Genomic DNA, 20,363 nt, shown 5'->3' on the forward strand with positions numbered 1-20,363 from the left:
GTCTCCCTTATCCCCCTTGTCCCCCTTGTCCCTGAATTATGTCTACGAACGACCAATTAGAAAACCTGGTTTTTGAGCCCAATTGGTCTGCTTACTACCAAGCAGTAGAAGGTCGTCCGCCGCGAGAAACTCTGCTATCGGCGTTGACAAGGTTTGAGCCATTATCTCAGGAATTTCCACAGTTTGCAGTGGATTTGGGCTGCGGAGATGGACGAGACACGGCGGAACTGCTGAAGCGGGGTTGGCGGGTACTAGGAATTGACGGAGAAGCAAAAGCGATCGCCCGTTTGCAAAGTCGTCCTGACATCGATCTCCGTCGCCTAGAAACTCTGGTGATGCGCTTTGAAGATCTAGTATTACCAGAATCGGTCGATCTCATTAATGCCAGCTTTTGCCTACCATTTTGTCCGCCGGAACATTTTCCTAGCTTGTGGAACAAAATTATCGCAGCATTGCGGGTTGGGGGACGTTTCTGCGGTCAATTATTTGGCGATCGCGACTCTTGGGCAGTTTACCCTAACATGAGCCATCATACCCGCGCCCAAGTAGAAGAATTGCTCCAACCTTTCAAAATTGAGTGGTTTCAAGAAGAAGAACACCCAGGCACGACTGCTTTAGGCGAACAAAAGCACTGGCATATCTTTCATATTGTTGCTTGCAAACAGCAATTGACTCATCGACTAATCAACTGCAACCATAACGTCTGATGATTTAACGACAGCGTAAGCCTCTTTACCCTCTGCAAGTCCCAAGCTTTCAGCCGAGGATTTTGTAATAATTGCAACTATTTCCACTCCAGGCGCAAGTTCTAACGTGACTTCAGTATTAACGGCTCCTGGTACAACTTTTTTTACAGTTGCTTTCAATGTATTGCGGGCGCTAATCTTCATTTGTCAATCTTTTGTATATGTTTTGTTAGCTCGATCTTCTATCTATTTACGCTCGTTAAACTGTAAATTTAACTACTTTTTATTGCCGAGCGATCGCCTCATCATCTCCTTTAAGGATTAGTAGTTCCTACATATTGACTCATTGTAAGTATATGTTAATCTAATCTATCCATAAAGCATATCTAATATAGATTCTACTATAATTTATAGTTATTTTTTGTAGATAAAGTAGATATTGAACTGAAGATTCTATGAAAAGAAAAAATGTTTTTGCCTTTATTTGTGGAGTTGCGATCGCGCTGATTTTAGCAACTATTTTCAACTGGCTCAATCCATCTCCTGTTGTCGCACAAGCAAATACAAACTTACTTATATCTGCTGCTGCTAGCCTCCAAGATGCCTTAAAAGAAGCCCAACCACTTTTTCAAAAAACTCAGCCGAAGATCGAAGTCAATTATAACTTTGGTGCTTCTGGGGCATTACAACAACAAATAGAACAAGGTGCGCCAGCAGATATCTTTTTTTCTGCCGCTGCAAAGCAAATGAATGCCTTGCAGGATAAAAATTTGATTCTTCTCGATACCCGCCGCAACCTCCTAACTAATCGCCTTGTCTTGGTTGTGTCGAGTAATTCCGATCTGAAGATCGATAAGTTCGAGCAATTAACAGATACTAACATAAAACGAATTGCTGTAGGCGAATTCCGCAGCGTTCCAGTCGGACAATATTCCGAGGAACTATTCAAGAAGTTAGGAATTCTATCACAAGTTAAACCAAAATTAGTGTTTGGCAATAATGTCCGTAATGTACTAGCTGCTGTAGAAAGTGGCAATGCTGATGCTGGAATTGTCTATACCACAGATGCCAAACTCTCAAATAAAGTTCGGGTAGTGGCTACAGCAGCGGAAAACTTACATTCTCCGATTGTCTATCCTATAGCCATTATTAGTAGTAGTAAAAATCTTGATGCTGCCAAAGAATATATTCAGTTTTTGACTGATAAGCAAGCAAGAACCGTGTTTGAGAAATACGGTTTTGGCATAGCCAAAGCATCGTAAAAATAGCGATAGGTAGAAACGAGAACGTCTAGATTATCTGAGGCGATCGCTAATACCTATTTGATAAAGTACTCTGATTCAGCCGTATTTTCTCAGTTCTGTGCTGCCAATTGCAGTAGATTATTGACATCATCAGCAACAGCATACCAAGATAAAATTTGGTCGTAAGCTGGGCTGTCACTAGGAGATGCATGGGGTTTTGCCCTTGCCGTAGGCATCGCCTCAAATGATTTTACTAAAATATTAAGACTTTATTTAATGGCTCAAAGCGAACAAAAATATCTGAACTTGCAGATTAAATATATTTACTATAAATAATTCGTAAGAGCATAGCTTCGAGAAAAACTCTTGGATGGCGAGGAGTTCAAATTTTAGTAGAGAAAATTTTCAGCGATCGCGTATTCATAGCACTCAGCAAAGCTAGCATCTTTTGAAAAAGAACCGCGCAATAACATGCCTTACGCCATTACTAAGCACTGCATTCGTTGTGACAACTGCCTGCCTCAGTGTCCTACAGGTGCGATCAAAATTATCGAGGGTGAGTATTGGATCGATCCCAGCTTGTGTCATGACTGCCAGGATTCCCTAGCACCGCAGTGTGTAGACTCTTGCCCTGTCAACTCTCCGGTTCCTTGGCAAGCGAAGAAAGGTAGATGCAAGATTGATGTTAGAACCGTACCTAGCCTCGATCTTTTTCCCGACGGTAAAAGTCATCCTTTTGCTTCCGCGATCGCTAGTTGGGAATTATGCAATGTTCTAGCACAGCGACGCTCTCTTACTTGGGAAATCGATGCTGCGGGAGAGTTGTACTATCAGCGGCAAATTCATGGAGGTAAGGGTGCGATCGCCTTCCGAATTACAGACAGCTTAGATTTGGAACCGCCAGTTGCGCTTAAAGGCGATCGAGCATTATCTGCGATCGAGACATTTGATATTAGATCTGCTTGCTTGCACTTAATCTACGCCGCTCATGTTACAAGCTTAGAGCGTCCTTGGGAAGAGGAATTCATTATCAATGACCGACAGATTGAGGAATACTTGGGACTGGACAAGCGCAAAGACCTGAGCAAACTGACTAAACTCGTTCTCATTAAAGAACTTGCCCAACAACCATGCAAGCTAATAGCTTGTATCGATCTGCCCCAACAAGGAAAGATTAAGGGAATTCGGCTGGAAAAAAGTCGTTTGTGGCATTTACTGGACACTCAACATCACTTTCAAGAAGACGATTTGGGATGCAAACATCTGGTTGGGTTGACTTTCAAAATTAAAATCGGTCAGTGGGCGCAGCATTTTCTGAATCGGCAAGGTTGCAAAGAGCGGACTGCATTCTATCAGTACGGTACTTTACCCAAAGCCCTACTCAGCGCCGTGATGAGTATTTGGCAGCAGCATGAGGGTGCAGCGCGGATGATGCTATGGTTGCTATTTAAAACCAAAATGGGTAAAGAGCAGCGCGTTACGATTCCCACTCTCATGAGAGTAGCCTACGGCGAGCGAAAACTGAGCCAAATATCTTTGCAACCGGAGAATCGCCAACGTCTATTAAGAATATTTGAAAGCGATTTAGAGGTACTCGATCGCTACGGACTCAAGCCTGTATTCGATCCTGTGACCTATCCACCAGAGATTCAACCTTTGTGGGCTAAGTTAGTCGATATTCCAGAAGATGCGGAAGCTGCATTAGAATTTTGGATTGATGATGGTAGCAATAGCACTCGATTGACCGATGCTGCCCCTCGTGGTAAGTGGAATCGATTAATGAATGCTCGGATTTTACATTTTGAACTGCCTCCAGAGTGGGAACAACAACTCGCGAAATCTAAGAAGAAGCAACGAACGACGAACCGCAAAACTAGGTCAAAATCGCAAGTAGCCCTCTCTACTGAATATATTATTGAGGCAAGAAAAAAACTGGGATTGAGCCAAAGAGATTTAGCCCAGCTAACGGGTAAAAGCCAGAGTTGGATTCGCGATATTGAAAATGGACGTTTTCAAGCTAAGTTAGAAGATCGAATATTATTGCAAAAAGCGCTAGGGATGAATGCTTGACTTGAATTATGGGTCTCTGCGCTTTAGCAGTTCTAAATGATTTGTCAAGCAGGCTTCTAGCCTGCCGCAGGCTAGAAGCCTGCTCCACGTTCATGAATCAAATAGGATTGCTATTGTTGGAATGGTAATTCCTGCTAGTTTGAAGCGATCGCTGAAAGTCTGCAAACTGCCCTCAAGCAACTAAAGTTGTAATGGGATTTAGAGAATTAATGGTGAGTGGATAGTAACGCATTGGCTAGCAGAGTGAAACTCTTCTTCTAGCTACCAGCCACCAGCCACCAGCCACTGATAACTGTAAGAATTCTGCAACATTTGTTTGTAGGACGATCGCATGAGTTATCTTGTAGATTAAGCTACTGCCGCTTCAGTACAGATGGATTGCAGGTATGAAAAAGTTTATTCTACTGTGTTTGTTTATTGGCGGGCTGTGGTTTGCTCTGTCAAGCTTTCAAGGGTTGGCAGCTAAAGGCGAATATCAGTCCATTGTGCTAGATTTTCGGGAAAATGTGCCGAATACGGAGATAGAAGCTAAATTAAACGCGATCGCGCAGCGATACAAAGTCAAGCCTCGGCTTAATAGTGAGTTTTCCGCAGCAGATAATGTATATGTCGTGGAAGGCGATCGCCAGACTCTTACTAGCCTGAGAAACTCCAAAATCGCTAAATCTACCGAATATATCGAACCTAACTACATTTACCGCGCCTATGAGGTTCCCAACGACCCCCAATACGGTCAGCAATGGAACATGCGTAGTATTAGCATTGAGTCGGCATGGGATGAAACCAAAGGTAGCGGCGTAACCGTTGCTGTGATTGACACGGGCATTAGTCAAGTTCCAGACCTGAAAAATACCAAATTCGTCGAAGGCTACGACTTTGTAAATGATAAAGTTGCAGCAGATGACGACAACGGGCATGGGACTCACGTAGCAGGTACGGTAGCGCAATCAACCAATAATAACTATGGTGTCGCAGGTGTGGCTTATGAAGCCACGCTCATGCCCCTGAAAGTCTTAAGTGCAGGTGGTACGGGTACGACCTCCGATATTGCCGAAGCCATCCGCTTTGCTGCTGACAACGGCGCAGGCGTAATTAATATGAGCTTAGGTGGTGGTGGTGAAAGCGAAATGATGAAAGAAGCGATCGCCTATGCCCATCAAAAAGGTGTCGTAGTCGTCGCCGCTGCTGGCAATGCCAATAGCAACGCTGCCGAGTACCCTGCCCGCTATCCTCACGTAATTGGAGTTTCGGCGATCGATTCAGCGGGAGAAAAAGCCCCCTACTCTAATTTCGGTGCAGGAATCGATCTTTCTGCTCCTGGTGGCAGTAATTCCGGCAAAATCGTCCAAGAAACTATCGATCCAGATACGGAAGAACCAGTATTTGCCGGATTCCAAGGAACCAGCATGGCATCTCCCCACGTTGCCGGAGTCGCCGCCTTAGTTAAAGCTGCTGGGATACAAGACCCAGATGAAGTAGAAAGCGTTCTGCAAAAGTCCGCCAGAGTCGTGCAAGATGACGGACTCAACTACTACGGTGCGGGACATTTAGATGCATCCGCCGCCGTGAAACTTGCCGTGCGCGGACAAATTACCTTCAAAGACTTCTTCCGCTGGCTGCGGGATAACGGCTACCTCAACCCCCGTTTCTGGATTGATGGTGGTGCAGTGGCGTTATTACCTAAAGTCCTGATGGTACTCGGTTCTTACCTCTTGGCTTGGTTCTTGCGGGTTTACTTCCCCTTTACCTGGAGTTGGTCGCTGTCATGGGGGTTAGTTACAGGCAGTTCGGGTTTATTCTTCCTCAAAGGCTTTTATATCTTCGACCTACCTCAATGGCCCTTCCGCTTGCTGGGCAGTTCCATTCCCGAACTCGGTAGCGCCATTCAGGGATACTCTGAGTTAAACCCCTTCTTTGCCAGCGTAGTGATTCCCTTCGTGTTAATCGTGTTACTGCTGGGAAATCCGAGTTGGAAGAAATTTGCTGTCGGTACAGCTTTAGGTGTCGCTAGCTGCTTGTTAATCAGTGCCTTTATCGCACCCGATTTAGGCTGGTTGGGAAGTGGGGCGATCGCTCGTACTTTTCTGATCGGTAATGCTTTAGCCTGTTATGGGATCGCTTGGTTGGCAATGAAAGGTGAAGGAAGCTTAGTCAGTTAACAGTGACCAGCGATCGATAGAGACGCAACATCTCTCGACCCCCCTTACTCCAAAGGGGGGATTTTTGTGTCTCATTTTCCTGGTTCCCGTAGCTCCTAGCTCAAGCGCCCCTAGTATAAGAGTAGTAATACGACATGGATCGAATAAGATGAGTATTAACATTACAGGGACGATCGAGCGGCGCGATATTGGTACTGGGGCTTGGGCTTTGGTTGCAGATGACGGCACGACATATGAGATTCCTAGAGGGACTGCCAAGGAATTGCTGAAGGACGGACAAAAAGTGAAAGTTGCTGGAGAGGTAAAAGAAGATGTGATGAGCCTAGCGATGATCGGTCCCGTCTTAGAAGTAAAATCGTTTGAAATAGTCTGAAAGAGAATTCTGGTAGAGTGCGTTAAATAACGCACCCTACGAATTTTTGCTTTCCTGCATTAGTTAGCAGACACGACTTCTTGCAAGCGCGTTCTAAACTCCCCTTTGGGATGACCCCCTTTGACTTCGCCCACAATTTTGAAGTCGCCTTCTGGCGTATCGCAAATAATATAAGTGGGCCATCCCATTTCGGCTTTATCTGGATATTGAGTTAATAAAATCTTGCGATACTTGCGATAAGTTGTCGTATCTTGCATTTTGACATCGATAAATTCTAAGCCTAATTCTTCACTAACTTTGCGATCGTAGAAAGACATTTTATGGCAAATTCCACAGTCTTCAGACGAAAATTTAATCACTGCTAATGCCATGACTTGCAACCTCCGATAGTTGAATAGTTAAAAAGTTTCTCAAATCGAATCGATCGGACTTAAACTATATCAAGTTTACTAGCAATCGACATTTATAGAATTGCGATCGCCTTTGACATAAAAGCGACTGCATAAAAACTACAGATGCGATCGCAACATAGCTTTTAAATTCAGTACAATTACTGAGTTACGTTTATCACAGGAGCAAGCGCTCGTGCAAGCGGGGAAGCACGGGGACGCAGATGAAGGTTTGCTGTTATTACTAAGCGACTTCAGAGAATTTACGGACAAAATCAAGTCGAGAAACAGATATGCTTATTATCTGGAGCCGATCTAATGATTTTATGGAAAAACTTCTGAGCAGTGGTTAAGCGTAAATCTCTATTTTGGCGTTACGGTGTAGCAGTGTTGACAGTGGCGATCGCCTTAGTTGTCACGCTCTTTCTCGCTACCCTAATCGATAAAGAAAGCCCATTTATGCTGTTTTTCATTGCGATTTTGGTCAGCGCCTGGTGTGGTGGAATGGGAGCGGGATTAGCAGCAACAGCACTCGCAGCAATCTTATGCAACTATTTTTTCCTCCCTCCTCAATACGTGCTATCCATCGCGAGTTGGGAGCAAGGCTTGCACCTAACGATTTTCGTTCTCGAAGCCATCTGTATCTGTACTGCTATTGCTATCCTCAACTCTGCTAAAGTGCGAGCGCAACAGAGCCAAGTCGCAGCGTTACATTGCCAAGCAACTTTACTCCAAAGTGAAGAACGTTTCCGTCTGCTAATTGAGGGAGTGAAAGATTACGCAATTTTCATGCTCGATGCTGATGGCATAGTTGCCAGTTGGAATGCAGGAGCGGCTAGAATTACAGGTTATAAAGCTAGAGAAGCGATCGGGCAACACTACTCTCGATTTTACACCTATACCGACATAGAAAGCGGTATTCCCCAACAGGAATTACAAACAGCGATCGCGCAAGAGCGAATGGAAACGGAAGGCTGGCGGATACGACGAGATGGCTCTAGGTTTTGGGCAAATGTCGTCACGACAGCTCTCACAGATAGTAGCGGAGAAATTCAAGGTTTTTCTCAAGTCGTGCGCGATGTTAGCGATCGCCAACGTAGTGAAGAGTTGCTCCGCCAGAGTCAAGAGAGGTTGCATTTGATTTTAGAAGCATCGCAGATAGGAATTTGGGACTGGAATTTGCATACGCACGAACTTAAGTGGTCTTTGCAACAAGAGGCTTTATTCGATCTCGCACCTGGGACATTTGCAGGTACTTACGAAGCTGTTCTCGATCGGATTTATCCAGAAGATCGTGCTTCGTTCAGCGAAGCTATTACCCGCGCGCTGGAAAGAACGGGAGAATTTGAGCAAGAATTTCGCATTCTTAGTGCTGATGGCAATATTCGTTGGTTGGCGGGACAAGGTAAAGTTTTTTATGATGATGCCGATCGAGCGATCTGGATGACTGGAATTAATCGCAACATTTCCGAGCAGAAGCAAGCAGCAGCACGCATTCAAGCTGTAGAACGAGAAAAAGATTTTTTGTTGAAAGAAGTTCACCACCGCGTTAAAAATAACCTCCAAATGATTTCTAGTTTGCTTAGTTTACAAACAAACTATGTCAGCGATCGCCAAACGCTAGAAATTCTAAAATCGGGTGAGGCTCGGATCTTTTCTATGGCTCTGGTTCACGATCTCTTGTATCGCTCTCAATCTCAAAATTGCGTTCAAATTAATTTAGCTGATTATATTGAAACACTAGTTAATAATTTATCCAGTACATATGACACTGCTAAACTCAATTGCAAGCGAGTTACTTTAAAACTTGCAACAGAACCAATTTGGGTAAGTATAGATATTGCTATTCCCTGCGGCTTGATTATTAACGAACTTACAACAAATGCAATGAAACATGCTTTCAAAAAGAGGCAATTTGGGCAAATTTGTATTGCAGTTCAATTTGAAGAACCTCAAACTCATAATCATGTCATTCTCAAGGTCAGCGATGATGGAATTGGATTACCACTAGAACTTGATTGGCAAAATACTAAATCTTTAGGACTACAAATAGTCTATATATTAACCAACCAGCTAAAAGGAAATATTGAATTAACTAAAAAAGATTTTGGTACGGAATTCATAGTGAGATTTTCGATCTAGACTGAGTTTACAAAAGAATGAATATTTCAGCAAAAATATTGGTGGTTGAGGACGAAGGGATCGTTGCCAAAGATATAGAAAATCGGCTACAGAAGTTTGGTTACCATGTCTGTAAAACTGTCGCAACTGGAGAAGAAGCGATCGCACAAGTTAGCGAACTCAAACCAGACTTAGTACTCGTGGATATTCGCTTGCAAGGAGATATGGACGGCATAGCGGTAGCTCAAATTTTACATCATACTTTCGAGCTTCCTGTGGTCTATCTAACTGCAAATTCCGACGAATACATTGTCACTAGAGCGCTGGCAACACACCCCTTTGGTTATATTGTCAAACCTTTTAGAGAGCAAGAACTAAAAACAACAATCGAGATCGCGCTAAATAAATATTTAGTAGAACAAAATCTCAAACAAAACAAATACTGGTTGAGAACTGTATTAAAAAGTATTAATAATGGCGTAATTGCTAGCGATACAGAAGGAAAAATTACTTTGATGAATCCAATTGCAGAAGCTCTGACTGGTTGGAATCGACAAGATGCCTGCGGTAAAGAAGCAACAGAAGTTGTCAAAATTATTCCGACACAAACTATATCAGAACACCCAATTCAACAAGCTTTACAGAAAGGAATAACAGTCGAGATTTCAGAGCGATCGCAACTGATCGATCGAAATGGCTTAGAAATACCCATTGACGACAGCATTGCGCCAATTAAAGACGATCGAGGAAACATTGTAGGCACGATGTTAGTTTTTCAGGATATTAGCGAACGACAGCAGGTCGAAGCTATGCACCAAAAACAAATCGAGCAAGAACAGATGTTGGTGCAAATGGAGAAGATGCACGAACTCAAAGATGATTTTTTAAGCACTGTTTCTCATGAGTTACGTACACCGATTGCCAACATGAAAATGGCAATTCAAATGTTAAAAACTTCTCCTAGTAGTGAAAAAAGACAGCGATATTTAGAAATCTTGCAAGCAGAATGCAATCGAGAAGCTGAGTTGATTACCGAACTACTCGATCTGCAAAGATTAGAAACAGCGTCTTATCCCACCCTCGTACAAGAAGCGGTTAACTTACAAGAATGGCTACCTCAAATTATGGAGCCTTTTCTGATTCGCGCCCAAGAAAATCAACAATTACTAGAAATTCGGCTCGATCCTAATCTATCGCAAATCTTGACAGACCGCGCCAGTTTGGAGCGAGCGATCGCCGAACTAGCAAACAATGCCTGTAAGTATACTCCAGAAGGGGGGATGATAGTCGTTAGTGTCAGTTATCAGGCAGCAGGGAAAAAGAGAGCTGAGGGAGCTTATGATGCTGAGGGAGAGAAGAGAGCTGAGGGAGCTTATGATGCTGAGGGAGCTGAGGGAGAAAAAACACTACACCCCACACCCCATAACCTTTCTTCACCCACCACGCACCACGCACCACGCACCACGCACCACCCAATTACCAATTACCAATTACCAACTACCAACTACCAACTACCAACTACACGCACGATCTTTACCGTTCGCAACCAAGCAGAAATTCCCGCAACAGAATTACCAAAGATTTTTGAAAAATTTTATCGCATTCACAACAGCGATCGCTGGAAACAAGGGGGTACGGGATTAGGATTAACTTTAGTACAAAAATTGGTAGAACACCTTCAAGGAACGCTTCAGGTAGAAAGTCAGGAAGGGTGGACTACATTCACTATGGAATTACCTGATGAGCAGGGAGCAGTTATCAGCGATCGGTGACCAGTTATCAGTTATCAGTGTAGAGATGTTACATGTAACGTCTCTACAAAGTAACTCACTTCTTAACTACTTTTAACTGAGTGAGACTCGGCTCGGTGCATCCGGTAATGTATCCATCACTGACTTGAATCTGTTGTAGGTATTCCAATGCTTCTGAGGTGATGATTTCTCCTGGCATTAAAATAGGAATCCCTGGAGGATAGGGACAGATAAGTTCTGCACTGATGCGATCGCGTGTCTGATGAAATGGTAGTGTTTCTGTTGGAGCAAAGAAAGCCTCACGCGGTGTGAGAAGAGAATTCGGAATTCGGAATAACGCTTCGCTTCGCCTTCGGCTGACGGAATTCGGAATTTGGAGTTGGTTTTGACTTTTAACTTTCGACTTTTGACTTACTTGTGTAGATCTTTCACCCAGAACAGCAAAACCTTCTACCAGACGCTCGATATCTGCTACTGTGTTGCCCAAGGAAATAATAAACGTGAGGTGCTGTAAAGATGGTAATTCGGCTGTAACGCCTAATTCTTGATGCAAGATTTCATCCGCCTCAAATCCCGCGATCCCCAAACCGGAGACAGTGACGGTAAGTCTCGTCTCGTCAAGTGCAACAAAGCCTGAGTTTTTTGCTGGCAGCTGTAAAACTGAAAGATTGGGAATTTGACTAATCCGGTTTCTGGCTTCATCAGCTAAGCGCAAAGCTTTCGTCATCAATTCCTCGCCGTATAATGCCATTTGTTGCCGTGCGGCATCTAGGGAGGCTAAAAGTAAATAACTGGGACTGGTAGATTGTAATAATTGTAAGGATTTATTTAGGCGATCGCGATCTATTCTATTGCCGCTAACGTGTAGCATTGAAGCTTGAGTCAATGCCCCTAAAACCTTATGAGTTGACTGTACGCTTAAATCTGCGCCAGCTGCTAAGGCAGGGGTAGGCAATTCGGAATGAAAGGCAAAGTGGGAACCGTGCGCCTCGTCAACTAATAAAGGAATATTATGTTGATGAACTACAGCAGCGATCGCATTTAGATCGCCACATACACCGTAATATGTCGGATATACCATCAACACCGCTTTGGCATCGGGATGTGCGGCTAAGGCTGCGGCTACTGCTTCAGGAGTGATGCTGTGAGCGATATCCAGCACCGGATCGTATGCAGGAGCAATGAAAATAGGGACAGCACCAGAGAGAATTAGACCTGCGATCGCTGAATTATGCACGTTACGCGGCAGAATAATCTTATCTCCTACCCCACAAGTTGCTAAAATTGCTGCCTCTACACCACAAGTTGAACCGTTGACTAAAAACCAGGTTTTTTCCGCTCCAAACGCGACTGCGGCTAATTCTTGCGCTTCCTGAATGATTCCTTGGGGTGCAAATAGGTTATCTAACTCCGGCAATTCTGGTAAGTCAGCACTAAATATGGCTTTACCAAAGTAATTCACTAGCTGCTGGGTGATTCCTTCTCCCCGTTTATGTCCTGGGGTATAGAAAGGAGCATGATTGATTCGAGTTGCACATTGCCAAAGAGCCTCCAGAATTGGAGTTTTGGCTTGAGAGATGATGTCAAATTCCATCAGGCATACACTAGCAGCGTCAAGACGATCGTATAACAATATGCATGTATACCTGCACGCGCGATCGCGATCGCCCCACTAAAATCGTACTTTTATTTGTACGGGCGAGTTTTAGTGAGAGATCTTCGTTAGTTATTCAGGATTCTAGCTAAACCCATCCCTGCGAATTTTTGACTTTTAGCTTTTAACTTGCTTACCAGCCGTCTTCTTCTGGCGTAGAGTGTCCCCAAATTTCTAAATCCAAGTCGTTCAAATAGGTAATTGCGTTGCCAATCTGAGGTTTTGTCCCATGAAGTTCTAAATCGAACCAACCATCATCGCGTCCATTCGCACTCAGTAAAGCCGCTAAAATGTTTACAGTAATCCCACACTGGGAAGTGAGGCGAGAAATGACTGGTTCGCTATGCAAGCCTTTGGGTATGCGAATCTTGAGCCGAGTTTGAGTTGGTCTATGCGTACCTAATTCCACATCGCTTGGAATCGCCATAGTTATCTCCCATAAAGGTTAGTTTTTACATCTGAGATCTGAGATCGCAGCTCTACAAGCTATAGCCTTAATCAACGGTTAACTTATCGGAATAGTGTATTTATTAGTTGCGATCACCATTATACCGACTGCACAGCAGAAAAGCAATCGGACAAGAAGTAAAGATTTATTACTATTATTTGATTTTTTGCAGATTTGGTAATTTGTCACGGGTAATTTGTCACGCACCACTCACCGCTGTATGGGTGCATGGCTGTGCGTCCCTACTCACAACTCCCTGGTAACTGACAACTGATAACCGATTTACTATTTTCAATATCTGCTTGCGATTGAGCGGTATCTGGAGTCAGCAATACTTGAATTTCATCGAAAAAAACCTCAGTTCTCGGTAGAGAAATGGTTGCAGCTATTGATTGTTTTACATCTGCATCGAGATGTTTGTACATCAAGCTGAGATGGGGATTGAGAGTAAAATCGGCAGGGGACTGGGAGTGCTTCCGAATTGACTCTGTAATCTGACTTAAGATTATACTGGGATGAAATTGGACGAAAAGAGTTTTCGTAAATTGGTCTGTATATAAGACGCGATCGCACTGTAAACTAAAAGCGTTAATTCCTCGAACTGCCTGCTCTAAAATTTCAGTTAGAGATGCATCATCTGCAAATTCTCCCCAGTAAATTGTAACGTGAGGCGTGAAGGAGAAAGCAGCGTAATTTTCGGCAAGGCGATCGATAGCTTCCTGAAAGAAGATTCTATCGGCGGTGGCGGGAATTAACCAAAATGCTACTTTTTGTCCCATAAGTGGCTAGTGGCTGGTGGCTAGTGGCTAGAATTACTTCCTTGTCTCCCTTGTCTTCCTTGTCTTCCTTGTCTTCCTTGTCTCCCTTGTCTTTCTCTACACTGACAAAGGTGGGGGAAAGCAAATATCGTGCTGAAATTGAGCTACATCTTCAGTGCGGTGAATTGGTAAGATATACTCTAAATTTTCGTGAGGACGAGCAATAATGTGATGGGAAAGAATCTCGCCGCCATTAACCCGCAACACAGCTGCTAAGCCAGCCGTAATAGCTACATTCACCTCAGAAACAGCGCCTCTGATGATAACTGTAATGCGACCGAGATCCGTGTTTTCGTATGCAACAAGAGTCACCAGCGCCGCTTTACACATCGCATCCCCAGCTTCCACAGCAGCAGGAACGCCCGCAGTCTCAATCATACCGATCGCTAATGTTGCCACTTTATCAGTTGTCAGTTATCAGTAAGCAGTTACCACACACTACATCCTACACTCTTTCCCGACTCCCGACTCCTGTACGGGCGGGTTTAGCAAACATTTTGACTGCTAGAACTAGACATTTCGGGTCAAAACCCGCCCCTACCGACTCCCGACTGTCCAATCGAGAGATACTTAACTAGGAACGATATATTTGGATATAGTTGTCTCTATTAAACAGACAAAGGAAGTACCGATGGAACGCAAGCATTCAGAAGTCTTGACACTGGTATCCCGTAGTGGAAAGGTTCTCTCTACTTTCCTGCTGTCTGTAGGTATTGCAAGTGCTGGAGTTGCTAGCGCTAATAAGCCCATTCTTGCCCAAACAGCTACCCAAACTAACATTAGCCAAGAAAGACAGGTAGCGCAGTTACAGCCAAATAGCCAACAACAAAGTCCAGTCCAACAGCAAGTTCAAGCCGAAGCAAATCGCATATTTAGCCAGACGTTAACGATATTTAACATTCTGCTTGCCGTCCTAGTCCTCATTTTAGCTTTGGCGATCGCGACTCTGTTTTTGCTACGGCGATCCGTGGTGCGCGAGGTAGCCGATTTAGTTGCAGCACGTATTAAAGAGGTAGGAGAGTTAGAAAATAAGCTGAATACTGCTAACCAAGAAGTGAAAAAGCTGTTGCGTGCAGCTCAAGGTATCGCTGAGGATATGGATAATGAGGCAGATACTTTACACCAAGAAATTAATGCCAAAAGAAATAATCTCTCTCAGCTAATTTCTGAAGTCTACCAAACTAAGAATCAAGTCTTATCAGATCTAGCTACTCAAGTCAATAGTTCTAAACAAGCATTAGAAAATTTAGAAAATCAATTCTCTACACAACTGACAGATTTACATTTAGGAGCGCAGAAGCACAGAGATTTAATTTTACGTAATTTAGAACAGTTAGGGGCTGATTTTTCACCTCAACTGATGGAATTGCAAGCCGACGTACAAGCACAAAAAGATGCGATCGTGCAGAACTTGAAGCGATCGGAGCAAGACTTTATCCAACAATTAAATGATATCCAAGGGACGACTCAAAAGCAACGAGAAGCTATTTTGGGTAACTTAGAACAATTAGCAGTTGCTTTTACTCACCAACTCTCAGAATTTCAAATTGACGTGCAAGGACAAAAAAATGTTGCATTACAGCAATTTGAACAGACGAAAACAAATTTTGATACTCAAGTTTTAGCATTACAAGCAGATGCACAAGCACAAAAATCTCTGACGTTACAAGAATTCGAGCAAGCGAAATCGGAGTTTGATGGTGAGTTATCAGTAATACAAGCAGAAATAGAAAAGCGTAGGGATACTGCTTTACGACAGTTCGTGCAAGCAAAAACAGATTTCGACACTCAAGTTAATGCTTTCAATGCCGATATTGTCGAGCAAAAAGATAGTTCTCTACAAAACTTCAGGCAAGTAGAAGGTACATTTATTACTCAACTGTTTGAACTGGAAAAACAGGCAGCAAATCAGAAAGATTTAACAATCCGTAATTTAGAAAGACTGAGTGCGGATTTTGCACCTCAACTAGCTGCGTTGCAAGCAGAGGTACAGGGACAAAAAGACGGTATTTTGAGGAAATTACAACAGTCGGAAACAGCATTTATAGCGCGGCTCAATGAGTTACAACAGCAGTCACAAACTCAAAGAAATTTATTAGTAGAAAACTTAGAAAGATTGAGTCTGGAGTTTGCGCCTAAGCTAGCAGAAATGGAAGCAGACGTGCGGGAACAGAAAGATACAATTTTGCAAAACCTGAGCAGATCGGAAACAGATGTCGTAAAACAACTATCAGCACTGCGGGGAAATATTCAAAAGCAGCGAGACGTTGTGATTCAAGGCTTGAAACAAGCGGAAGCAGATTACAAGCAACAATTGAATGCGATTCAAACAGAGGCGCAAGCAGAAAGAAATACAATTTTACAAAATCTCAGATCCTTGCAATCTGAATTTGCGCCACAACTAACTGAAATTAAAACTGAAACTGCACGAAAGTTTCAAGAACAAAACGATTTGGCGCTAGAGAGTATAGCAAAGTTGCGCCAAGCGATCGCCGCTCAAATTTCTGCATCTGGGACAAAACTGCAAACGGAAATCGAACAAGCCATTCAAAACCTCAAAACGCGAGAAGTTGAGTATGAATCTGAGGTGGAAAATACTCAAGCTGGAATTAAATCTCAACAAGATCGGACGATTCAAAGCATAGCAGAACTGGAAAGCGAAGCGAGAAATAAACTATCAGGAATTCAATCAGAAATTCAAACTCGGAAAGATAAAACGTTGCAAGCGATCGATAAATTAGAAACCACGCTGTCTAGTTTCTTAAAAGATTTGCAATCGGAGGCAACAACCCAGAAAGAGTTAATTTTGCATAATTTAGCAGAAGTTGCTCCCAAAGCGATCGCAGAAGCGGCATTTGCTGAAATGACTGAGAAATTAGAGGAATTGACAGCGCAGATCGAACGCCTGAGATCGAATCAACCGCACTTATTTCTTAACCCAGAAGATTGTGTAAATCAGGGTAATACTTTATTTGCTGAAGGTAGATACGAAGCTGCTGTTGTCGCCTACAATCGGGCTTTAGAATTGAAACCCGATAACCCCGATGTATGGTATCAACTAGGAATAGCACATTGGGAATTACAACAATACGAAAAAGCGATCGCGGCATACGATAAAGTATTGGAAGTTCGTCCTAACAATCCCGAAACTTGGTATCAACGGGGTTTGGCATTGAAAGAATTAAAACGCTATGAAGGTGCATTTGCAGCGTTTAATAAAGTCCTCAAAGTCGAACCAAATGATGAGAAAGCTTGGTTCCAACGCGGTATCGTGTTAGGAAGAGCGAACAAACTGGCTGAAGCGATCGTAGCTTATGACAAAGCAGTAGAAATTAACCCACAATACTATCAAGCTTGGATCGATCGCGGTGTTGCTTTAGGAAAACTACAACGCCATGAAGAAGCGTTTCAATCATTTGACAAAGCCGTACAAATAAAACCCGATAGTGCAGTAGCGTGGTTGAATCGGGGAATGGCATTAGAGGTATTGGAAAGGTATGAAGACGCAATCTCATCTTACGATAAGGCGATCGAATTTAATCCCGACTCATTCAAAGCTTGGAACTCTAGAGGATATCTCCTCGTACAACTAGAACGGGATGCAGAAGCATTAACGAGTTTCGATCGCGCTCTACAAATTAAATCTGATTATTCCAATGCTTATTACAATAAAGCCGCTTGTTATGCTTTGCAAGGACAAGCCGAATCTGCCTTAGAAAACTTGCAGCAAGCAATTAAACTCAATCCCAGCCACCGCGAAGAAGCACAAGCCGATCCCGATTTTGAAGGGTTAATTAAAGATCGGCGCTTTCAGCAAGAAATTGGGGGATAAAAGCGAAAAGGAGTTTACTACAGAAAACAAATTCAGCGTCCTGTTAAATCAGTTTTATTAGTTCAAGAATAAATCAGTTTAACTTTCAGGTTCGCTACTAATTTCTATGTCTAAATTATCCTCGTCAATATAAATATAAAGTACGTTAGGCTGACAGCAAACTTGGCAGTCTTCCACATAAGATTGCTGCATTCCCCCGCTAAGATCGACAAACGTAGCATTAGGTTCGCCACAATAAGCGCAGAGATATTCAGATGTATTTTGCATATGCGATCGACCTACTAAAATATTATTCAGAAACTTGTATGAGATTGGCAATCGTATCTCCAAGGCGAGTAAAATGATTTGGATTCGATGTCAGGAGAATGTTTACATGTGCTTTCAAGGCAGCTTGAGTAATCAAAGCATCAAAAATGCCACCACCTGGAACATTTATGGCTATCGAGCCAAGTAAGCGGGATGCTGAGGATGACTGACAAGTAGTGCAGCAACCAAAACAGAAGTATCAAACAAAATTCTCACTAAGCTATAGCGCTAAGCATACACAAAAATCGGTACTCGCTTAAAGGCGGGAATTCCACACTTAGGATCGATCCTTGCCTTAAATATCGCGTTAACTTCGGGATAAAACATGAAAGCCGTCCCTTGACGCACAGAACCAAAAATAATCTCTACATTTTCCATCTTGCCTGCATCACCCTGCACCGTGACGCGCTGATGCTCTTGCAATCCTGCTTTTTCGGCATCGGTTGAATGCATTAATATACAATTGCGGTGTGGCATTCCCCGATAGCGATCGCCTTCTTTGTACACTACAGTATTATGTTGTGAATAACTGCGTCCAGTCATCAAAATTAAGCTAAGACTGCGAGTAGATTCACAGATGCCAAAATCTTGCGGCTGAGGTGCGTGCAGTTGGGGTAAAAGCGTAACAAACATCTTGGCTTTACCCGATGGGGTAGCAAATTTAAGTTGTTTAAAGATGCGTCCGCCAATGGTAAATTCTTCTTTAGTTTCGTCAATAGTTGCCATTTGCTCGAAACCAGGGATGGTTTTGGCGATGAGTTGACGCACGTATTTTGTATCTTGAAGTTTGCGCCATTGAATCGGTTCTTCCCCGTGAAGCCGATGGGCTAATTCCGCGATAAATTCGACTTCTGAAATTAAATCTCCGTCTTTAATATGGGTTTTGCCTTCATCGTTAAGCCGGACAAAATTATTACCAGATTCAGTCGTTGTTTTGTGTGGATTTTCAAATCTATTAAATACTGGAATGATAATTGTGTTTTTCTTAGCTAAGCCGTGGAAGTGTCCTAAATTTGGTTTTGTTGCGAGGTAGATAATGGTTTCGATGTTACCTAATGCCCGCTTAGCTTGGGTTAAATCTGGGTTAGCAGCATATAAATTACCACCCACACAAATTAACGAATCTACCTCACCCGCATCCGCAGCGTCAATTAAATTACGGGCGCGATAGCCGGGATTGCGGTTGAGCGATCGCCCTAACAATTTTTCTAAAGTTTGTTGAATTTCTGGCTTCAATTTTGCCGTGACACCCATCGAGCCAAACCCTTGCACGTTGGAGTGTCCGCGAATCGGCATCGTGCCAGCACCCTCTTTACCTACATTTCCTGTGATTAAGGCTGTATTGGCGATCGCATAGACGTTATCTACCCCATTTTCGTGTTGTGTCGCCCCCATTGCCCAAGCAAAGACCACACCTTTTGAAGTCCCGATAATGCGGGCTGCTGCTTCAATTTCTGCTTTGGAAATGCCGCAAGTAGCTACAATAGTTTCCCATTCAGTAGAAATAGCATAATCTACGACAGCTTCCCAATCTTCAGTTCGATCGCGTAGATAATCAATTTGAATGAGATTTTGTTCGATTAATGCTTTTTGAATCCCCACAAATAAAGCAACATCACTCCCAGGAATCAACTGAAGATAGAGTGAAGAAATATCCGATCCGGTGAAGAGAGATTTAAGCGGGTATGCAGGTGAGGCGAATTTAATTAACCCAACTTCTACAACTGGATTAACAACAATCACTTTACCACCGCGATCGCGTAATTGAATTAATTCGTTCATCAAACGCGGGTGGTTTGCAGGTGCATTCGAGCCAATTAACACTACACAGTCTGCTTTTTTTAGACTATCTAAACTTACCATTGAAGTACCGGAACCAAACATTTCCTTCAAACCTACGGTAGAAGGAACATGGCACAAATCGGAGCAATCTGCTAAGTGATTCGATCCCAAAGCCCGGATCGTTAATTGCAACAAAAATGCCGCTTCGTTAGACGATCGCCCCGAACTATAGGATGCAACTCGTTCTGGAGGGTGGCGAAAAGCTGTTTCGGCAATTTGATAAATCTCTTCCCAAGAAATACGTTCGTAATGAGACTTTCCTTCACGTAAAATGACAGGAAAGCTAAGACGACCGAGACGATCTGCTTCTAGAGAGGACAACTGCTGGAGTTCGGTAATTGTGTGGCGATCGAAAAAATGCCGTTCTACTGGCGGTTGCAGTTCGGCAGAAATAGCCTCTACACTCTTCATGCAGCGTTGTAGCGGTTCGTCTAGTTCGTTGCGAAACCCGCCTTTTTGTCCACCCGTTCCCCAAGCACAAGATAGGCAAGAGCTTTTATGTAATAGAGTTTGCCACAGTTTCGGTCCCTCTGGAGACAACGTATGTTCTGCCCAATACTGAATTACAGGTAATCCACCACCCATTTCTGGGGTGTTGTGGTTCTCGCCGTTGTGGTTTGAGTGGGATTGTTCCTGTTTTGTATCTGCGTCCATACGGTTCTCTCCTAGC

18 protein-coding genes and 1 pseudogene are annotated in these 20,363 nt (G+C 43.3%); 8 read left to right on the forward strand and 11 right to left on the reverse strand.

Features of this window, described 5'->3' with window-relative positions; all coding sequences use genetic code 11:
- Positions 1 to 38: 38 nt before the first annotated feature.
- Positions 39 to 707 carry a trans-aconitate 2-methyltransferase gene (locus C7Y66_RS18000; protein ID WP_106546650.1) on the forward strand — a complete coding sequence of 223 codons (669 nt, stop codon included), beginning with the start codon at positions 39 to 41 and terminating at the stop codon, positions 705 to 707.
- Here C7Y66_RS18000 and C7Y66_RS18005 read toward each other — a convergent pair.
- Positions 681 to 890, reverse strand: a complete 210-nt coding sequence (locus tag C7Y66_RS18005; RefSeq protein ID WP_015156500.1) for a molybdopterin-binding protein — start codon at positions 888 to 890, stop codon at positions 681 to 683. The two genes, C7Y66_RS18000 and C7Y66_RS18005, sit on opposite strands and share 27 nt — an antisense overlap.
- A 251-nt stretch (positions 891 to 1,141) precedes the next feature.
- On the opposite strand from C7Y66_RS18005, the gene modA reads away from it, so the two are divergent.
- On the forward strand, positions 1,142 to 1,948 hold the full coding sequence (gene modA / locus C7Y66_RS18010; RefSeq protein WP_015156499.1) for a molybdate ABC transporter substrate-binding protein: 807 nt from the start codon (positions 1,142 to 1,144) through the stop codon (positions 1,946 to 1,948).
- A 92-nt stretch (positions 1,949 to 2,040) separates the two neighbouring features.
- Here modA and C7Y66_RS33035 read toward each other — a convergent pair whose 3' ends face one another.
- A complete protein-coding gene (locus tag C7Y66_RS33035) occupies positions 2,041 to 2,166 on the reverse strand; it encodes a hypothetical protein (RefSeq protein ID WP_255410009.1) in 126 nt (41 codons plus the stop codon).
- 235 nt (positions 2,167 to 2,401) lie between these two features.
- Here C7Y66_RS33035 and C7Y66_RS18015 point away from each other — a divergent pair, with 235 nt between their 5' ends.
- The 3 genes from C7Y66_RS18015 to C7Y66_RS18025 all read left to right on the forward strand — a co-directional run bounded on the left by C7Y66_RS18015 (position 2,402) and on the right by C7Y66_RS18025 (position 6,532).
- Positions 2,402 to 4,000 (forward strand): helix-turn-helix domain-containing protein, encoded by a 1,599-nt coding sequence (locus C7Y66_RS18015; RefSeq protein WP_106546651.1) that lies wholly within the window; start codon positions 2,402 to 2,404, stop codon positions 3,998 to 4,000.
- Positions 4,001 to 4,386: 386 nt separating this feature from the next.
- Entirely contained in the window at positions 4,387 to 6,159 is a 1,773-nt protein-coding gene (locus C7Y66_RS18020; protein ID WP_106546652.1) for a S8 family peptidase, read from the forward strand.
- A 148-nt stretch (positions 6,160 to 6,307) separates the two neighbouring features.
- The gene (locus C7Y66_RS18025; RefSeq protein WP_015156496.1) at positions 6,308 to 6,532 is read left to right on the forward strand and encodes a DUF1344 domain-containing protein; all 225 of its coding nucleotides are present in this window, start codon (positions 6,308 to 6,310) and stop codon (positions 6,530 to 6,532) included.
- A 59-nt stretch (positions 6,533 to 6,591) separates the two neighbouring features.
- Here C7Y66_RS18025 and C7Y66_RS18030 read toward each other — a convergent pair whose 3' ends face one another.
- Positions 6,592 to 6,903 carry a hypothetical protein gene (locus C7Y66_RS18030; protein WP_015156495.1) on the reverse strand — a complete coding sequence of 104 codons (312 nt, stop codon included), beginning with the start codon at positions 6,901 to 6,903 and terminating at the stop codon, positions 6,592 to 6,594.
- A gap of 363 nt (positions 6,904 to 7,266) precedes the next feature.
- Between C7Y66_RS18030 and C7Y66_RS18035 the strand changes: the two genes are divergently transcribed.
- A complete protein-coding gene (locus tag C7Y66_RS18035) occupies positions 7,267 to 9,063 on the forward strand; it encodes a PAS domain S-box protein (RefSeq protein WP_106546653.1) in 1,797 nt (598 codons plus the stop codon).
- Positions 9,064 to 9,080: 17 nt separating this feature from the next.
- Positions 9,081 to 10,814 (forward strand): hybrid sensor histidine kinase/response regulator, encoded by a 1,734-nt coding sequence (locus C7Y66_RS18040; RefSeq protein WP_106546654.1) that lies wholly within the window; start codon positions 9,081 to 9,083, stop codon positions 10,812 to 10,814.
- A 55-nt stretch (positions 10,815 to 10,869) separates the two neighbouring features.
- Here C7Y66_RS18040 and C7Y66_RS18045 read toward each other — a convergent pair whose 3' ends face one another.
- The 5 genes from C7Y66_RS18045 to C7Y66_RS18060 all read right to left on the reverse strand — a co-directional run bounded on the left by C7Y66_RS18045 (position 10,870) and on the right by C7Y66_RS18060 (position 14,091).
- The gene (locus C7Y66_RS18045; RefSeq protein WP_106546655.1) at positions 10,870 to 12,387 is read right to left on the reverse strand and encodes an aminotransferase class I/II-fold pyridoxal phosphate-dependent enzyme; all 1,518 of its coding nucleotides are present in this window, start codon (positions 12,385 to 12,387) and stop codon (positions 10,870 to 10,872) included.
- Positions 12,388 to 12,580: 193 nt separating this feature from the next.
- On the reverse strand, positions 12,581 to 12,874 hold the full coding sequence (locus C7Y66_RS18050; RefSeq protein WP_015156491.1) for an NIL domain-containing protein: 294 nt from the start codon (positions 12,872 to 12,874) through the stop codon (positions 12,581 to 12,583).
- Positions 12,875 to 13,137: 263 nt separating this feature from the next.
- Positions 13,138 to 13,674, reverse strand: a complete 537-nt coding sequence (locus tag C7Y66_RS18055; RefSeq protein WP_106546656.1) for a 2'-5' RNA ligase family protein — start codon at positions 13,672 to 13,674, stop codon at positions 13,138 to 13,140.
- On the reverse strand, positions 13,628 to 13,798 hold the full coding sequence (locus C7Y66_RS31195) for a hypothetical protein (protein WP_158265953.1): 171 nt from the start codon (positions 13,796 to 13,798) through the stop codon (positions 13,628 to 13,630). Before C7Y66_RS31195 ends, C7Y66_RS18055 begins: the two co-directional genes overlap by 47 nt.
- Entirely contained in the window at positions 13,771 to 14,091 is a 321-nt protein-coding gene (locus C7Y66_RS18060) for a carbon dioxide-concentrating mechanism protein CcmK (RefSeq protein ID WP_106546665.1), read from the reverse strand. The genes C7Y66_RS31195 and C7Y66_RS18060 overlap by 28 nt, the downstream gene beginning before the upstream one ends.
- A 253-nt stretch (positions 14,092 to 14,344) precedes the next feature.
- Between C7Y66_RS18060 and C7Y66_RS18065 the strand changes: the two genes are divergently transcribed.
- On the forward strand, positions 14,345 to 17,545 hold the full coding sequence (locus C7Y66_RS18065) for a tetratricopeptide repeat protein (protein ID WP_106546657.1): 3,201 nt from the start codon (positions 14,345 to 14,347) through the stop codon (positions 17,543 to 17,545).
- 78 nt (positions 17,546 to 17,623) lie between these two features.
- On the opposite strand, the gene C7Y66_RS18070 is transcribed toward C7Y66_RS18065, so the two are convergent.
- The 3 genes and pseudogenes from C7Y66_RS18070 to C7Y66_RS18080 all read right to left on the reverse strand — a co-directional run bounded on the left by C7Y66_RS18070 (position 17,624) and on the right by C7Y66_RS18080 (position 20,347).
- Positions 17,624 to 17,812 (reverse strand): CPXCG motif-containing cysteine-rich protein, encoded by a 189-nt coding sequence (locus C7Y66_RS18070; protein WP_015156486.1) that lies wholly within the window; start codon positions 17,810 to 17,812, stop codon positions 17,624 to 17,626.
- Between the two features lie 22 nt (positions 17,813 to 17,834).
- A pseudogene (locus C7Y66_RS33440) lies at positions 17,835 to 17,981 on the reverse strand (VapC toxin family PIN domain ribonuclease); the annotation flags it as partial.
- 98 nt (positions 17,982 to 18,079) lie between these two features.
- Positions 18,080 to 20,347: an FdhF/YdeP family oxidoreductase gene (locus tag C7Y66_RS18080; RefSeq protein WP_106546658.1), complete on the reverse strand. Its 2,268-nt coding sequence runs from the start codon at positions 20,345 to 20,347 to the stop codon at positions 18,080 to 18,082.
- Positions 20,348 to 20,363: the final 16 nt, after the last annotated feature.

The sequence above is a fragment of the Chroococcidiopsis sp. CCALA 051 genome (assembly GCF_003015105.1).
Taxonomy (GTDB): Bacteria; Cyanobacteriota; Cyanobacteriia; order Cyanobacteriales; family Chroococcidiopsidaceae; genus Chroococcidiopsis; species Chroococcidiopsis thermalis.

Coding starts and splice junctions, on each gene's coding strand:
- C7Y66_RS18000 (WP_106546650.1), top strand. CDS start 39: ATGTCTACGAACGACCAATTAGAAAACCTGGTTTTTGAGCCCAATTGG.
- C7Y66_RS18005 (WP_015156500.1), bottom strand. CDS start 890: ATGAAGATTAGCGCCCGCAATACATTGAAAGCAACTGTAAAAAAAGTT.
- modA (WP_015156499.1), top strand. CDS start 1,142: ATGAAAAGAAAAAATGTTTTTGCCTTTATTTGTGGAGTTGCGATCGCG.
- C7Y66_RS33035 (WP_255410009.1), bottom strand. CDS start 2,166: ATGCCTACGGCAAGGGCAAAACCCCATGCATCTCCTAGTGACAGCCCA.
- C7Y66_RS18015 (WP_106546651.1), top strand. CDS start 2,402: ATGCCTTACGCCATTACTAAGCACTGCATTCGTTGTGACAACTGCCTG.
- C7Y66_RS18020 (WP_106546652.1), top strand. CDS start 4,387: ATGAAAAAGTTTATTCTACTGTGTTTGTTTATTGGCGGGCTGTGGTTT.
- C7Y66_RS18025 (WP_015156496.1), top strand. CDS start 6,308: ATGAGTATTAACATTACAGGGACGATCGAGCGGCGCGATATTGGTACT.
- C7Y66_RS18030 (WP_015156495.1), bottom strand. CDS start 6,903: ATGGCATTAGCAGTGATTAAATTTTCGTCTGAAGACTGTGGAATTTGC.
- C7Y66_RS18040 (WP_106546654.1), top strand. CDS start 9,081: ATGAATATTTCAGCAAAAATATTGGTGGTTGAGGACGAAGGGATCGTT.
- C7Y66_RS18045 (WP_106546655.1), bottom strand. CDS start 12,387: ATGGAATTTGACATCATCTCTCAAGCCAAAACTCCAATTCTGGAGGCT.
- C7Y66_RS18050 (WP_015156491.1), bottom strand. CDS start 12,874: ATGGCGATTCCAAGCGATGTGGAATTAGGTACGCATAGACCAACTCAA.
- C7Y66_RS18055 (WP_106546656.1), bottom strand. CDS start 13,674: ATGGGACAAAAAGTAGCATTTTGGTTAATTCCCGCCACCGCCGATAGA.
- C7Y66_RS18060 (WP_106546665.1), bottom strand. CDS start 14,091: ATGATTGAGACTGCGGGCGTTCCTGCTGCTGTGGAAGCTGGGGATGCG.
- C7Y66_RS18065 (WP_106546657.1), top strand. CDS start 14,345: ATGGAACGCAAGCATTCAGAAGTCTTGACACTGGTATCCCGTAGTGGA.
- C7Y66_RS18070 (WP_015156486.1), bottom strand. CDS start 17,812: ATGCAAAATACATCTGAATATCTCTGCGCTTATTGTGGCGAACCTAAT.
- C7Y66_RS18080 (WP_106546658.1), bottom strand. CDS start 20,347: ATGGACGCAGATACAAAACAGGAACAATCCCACTCAAACCACAACGGC.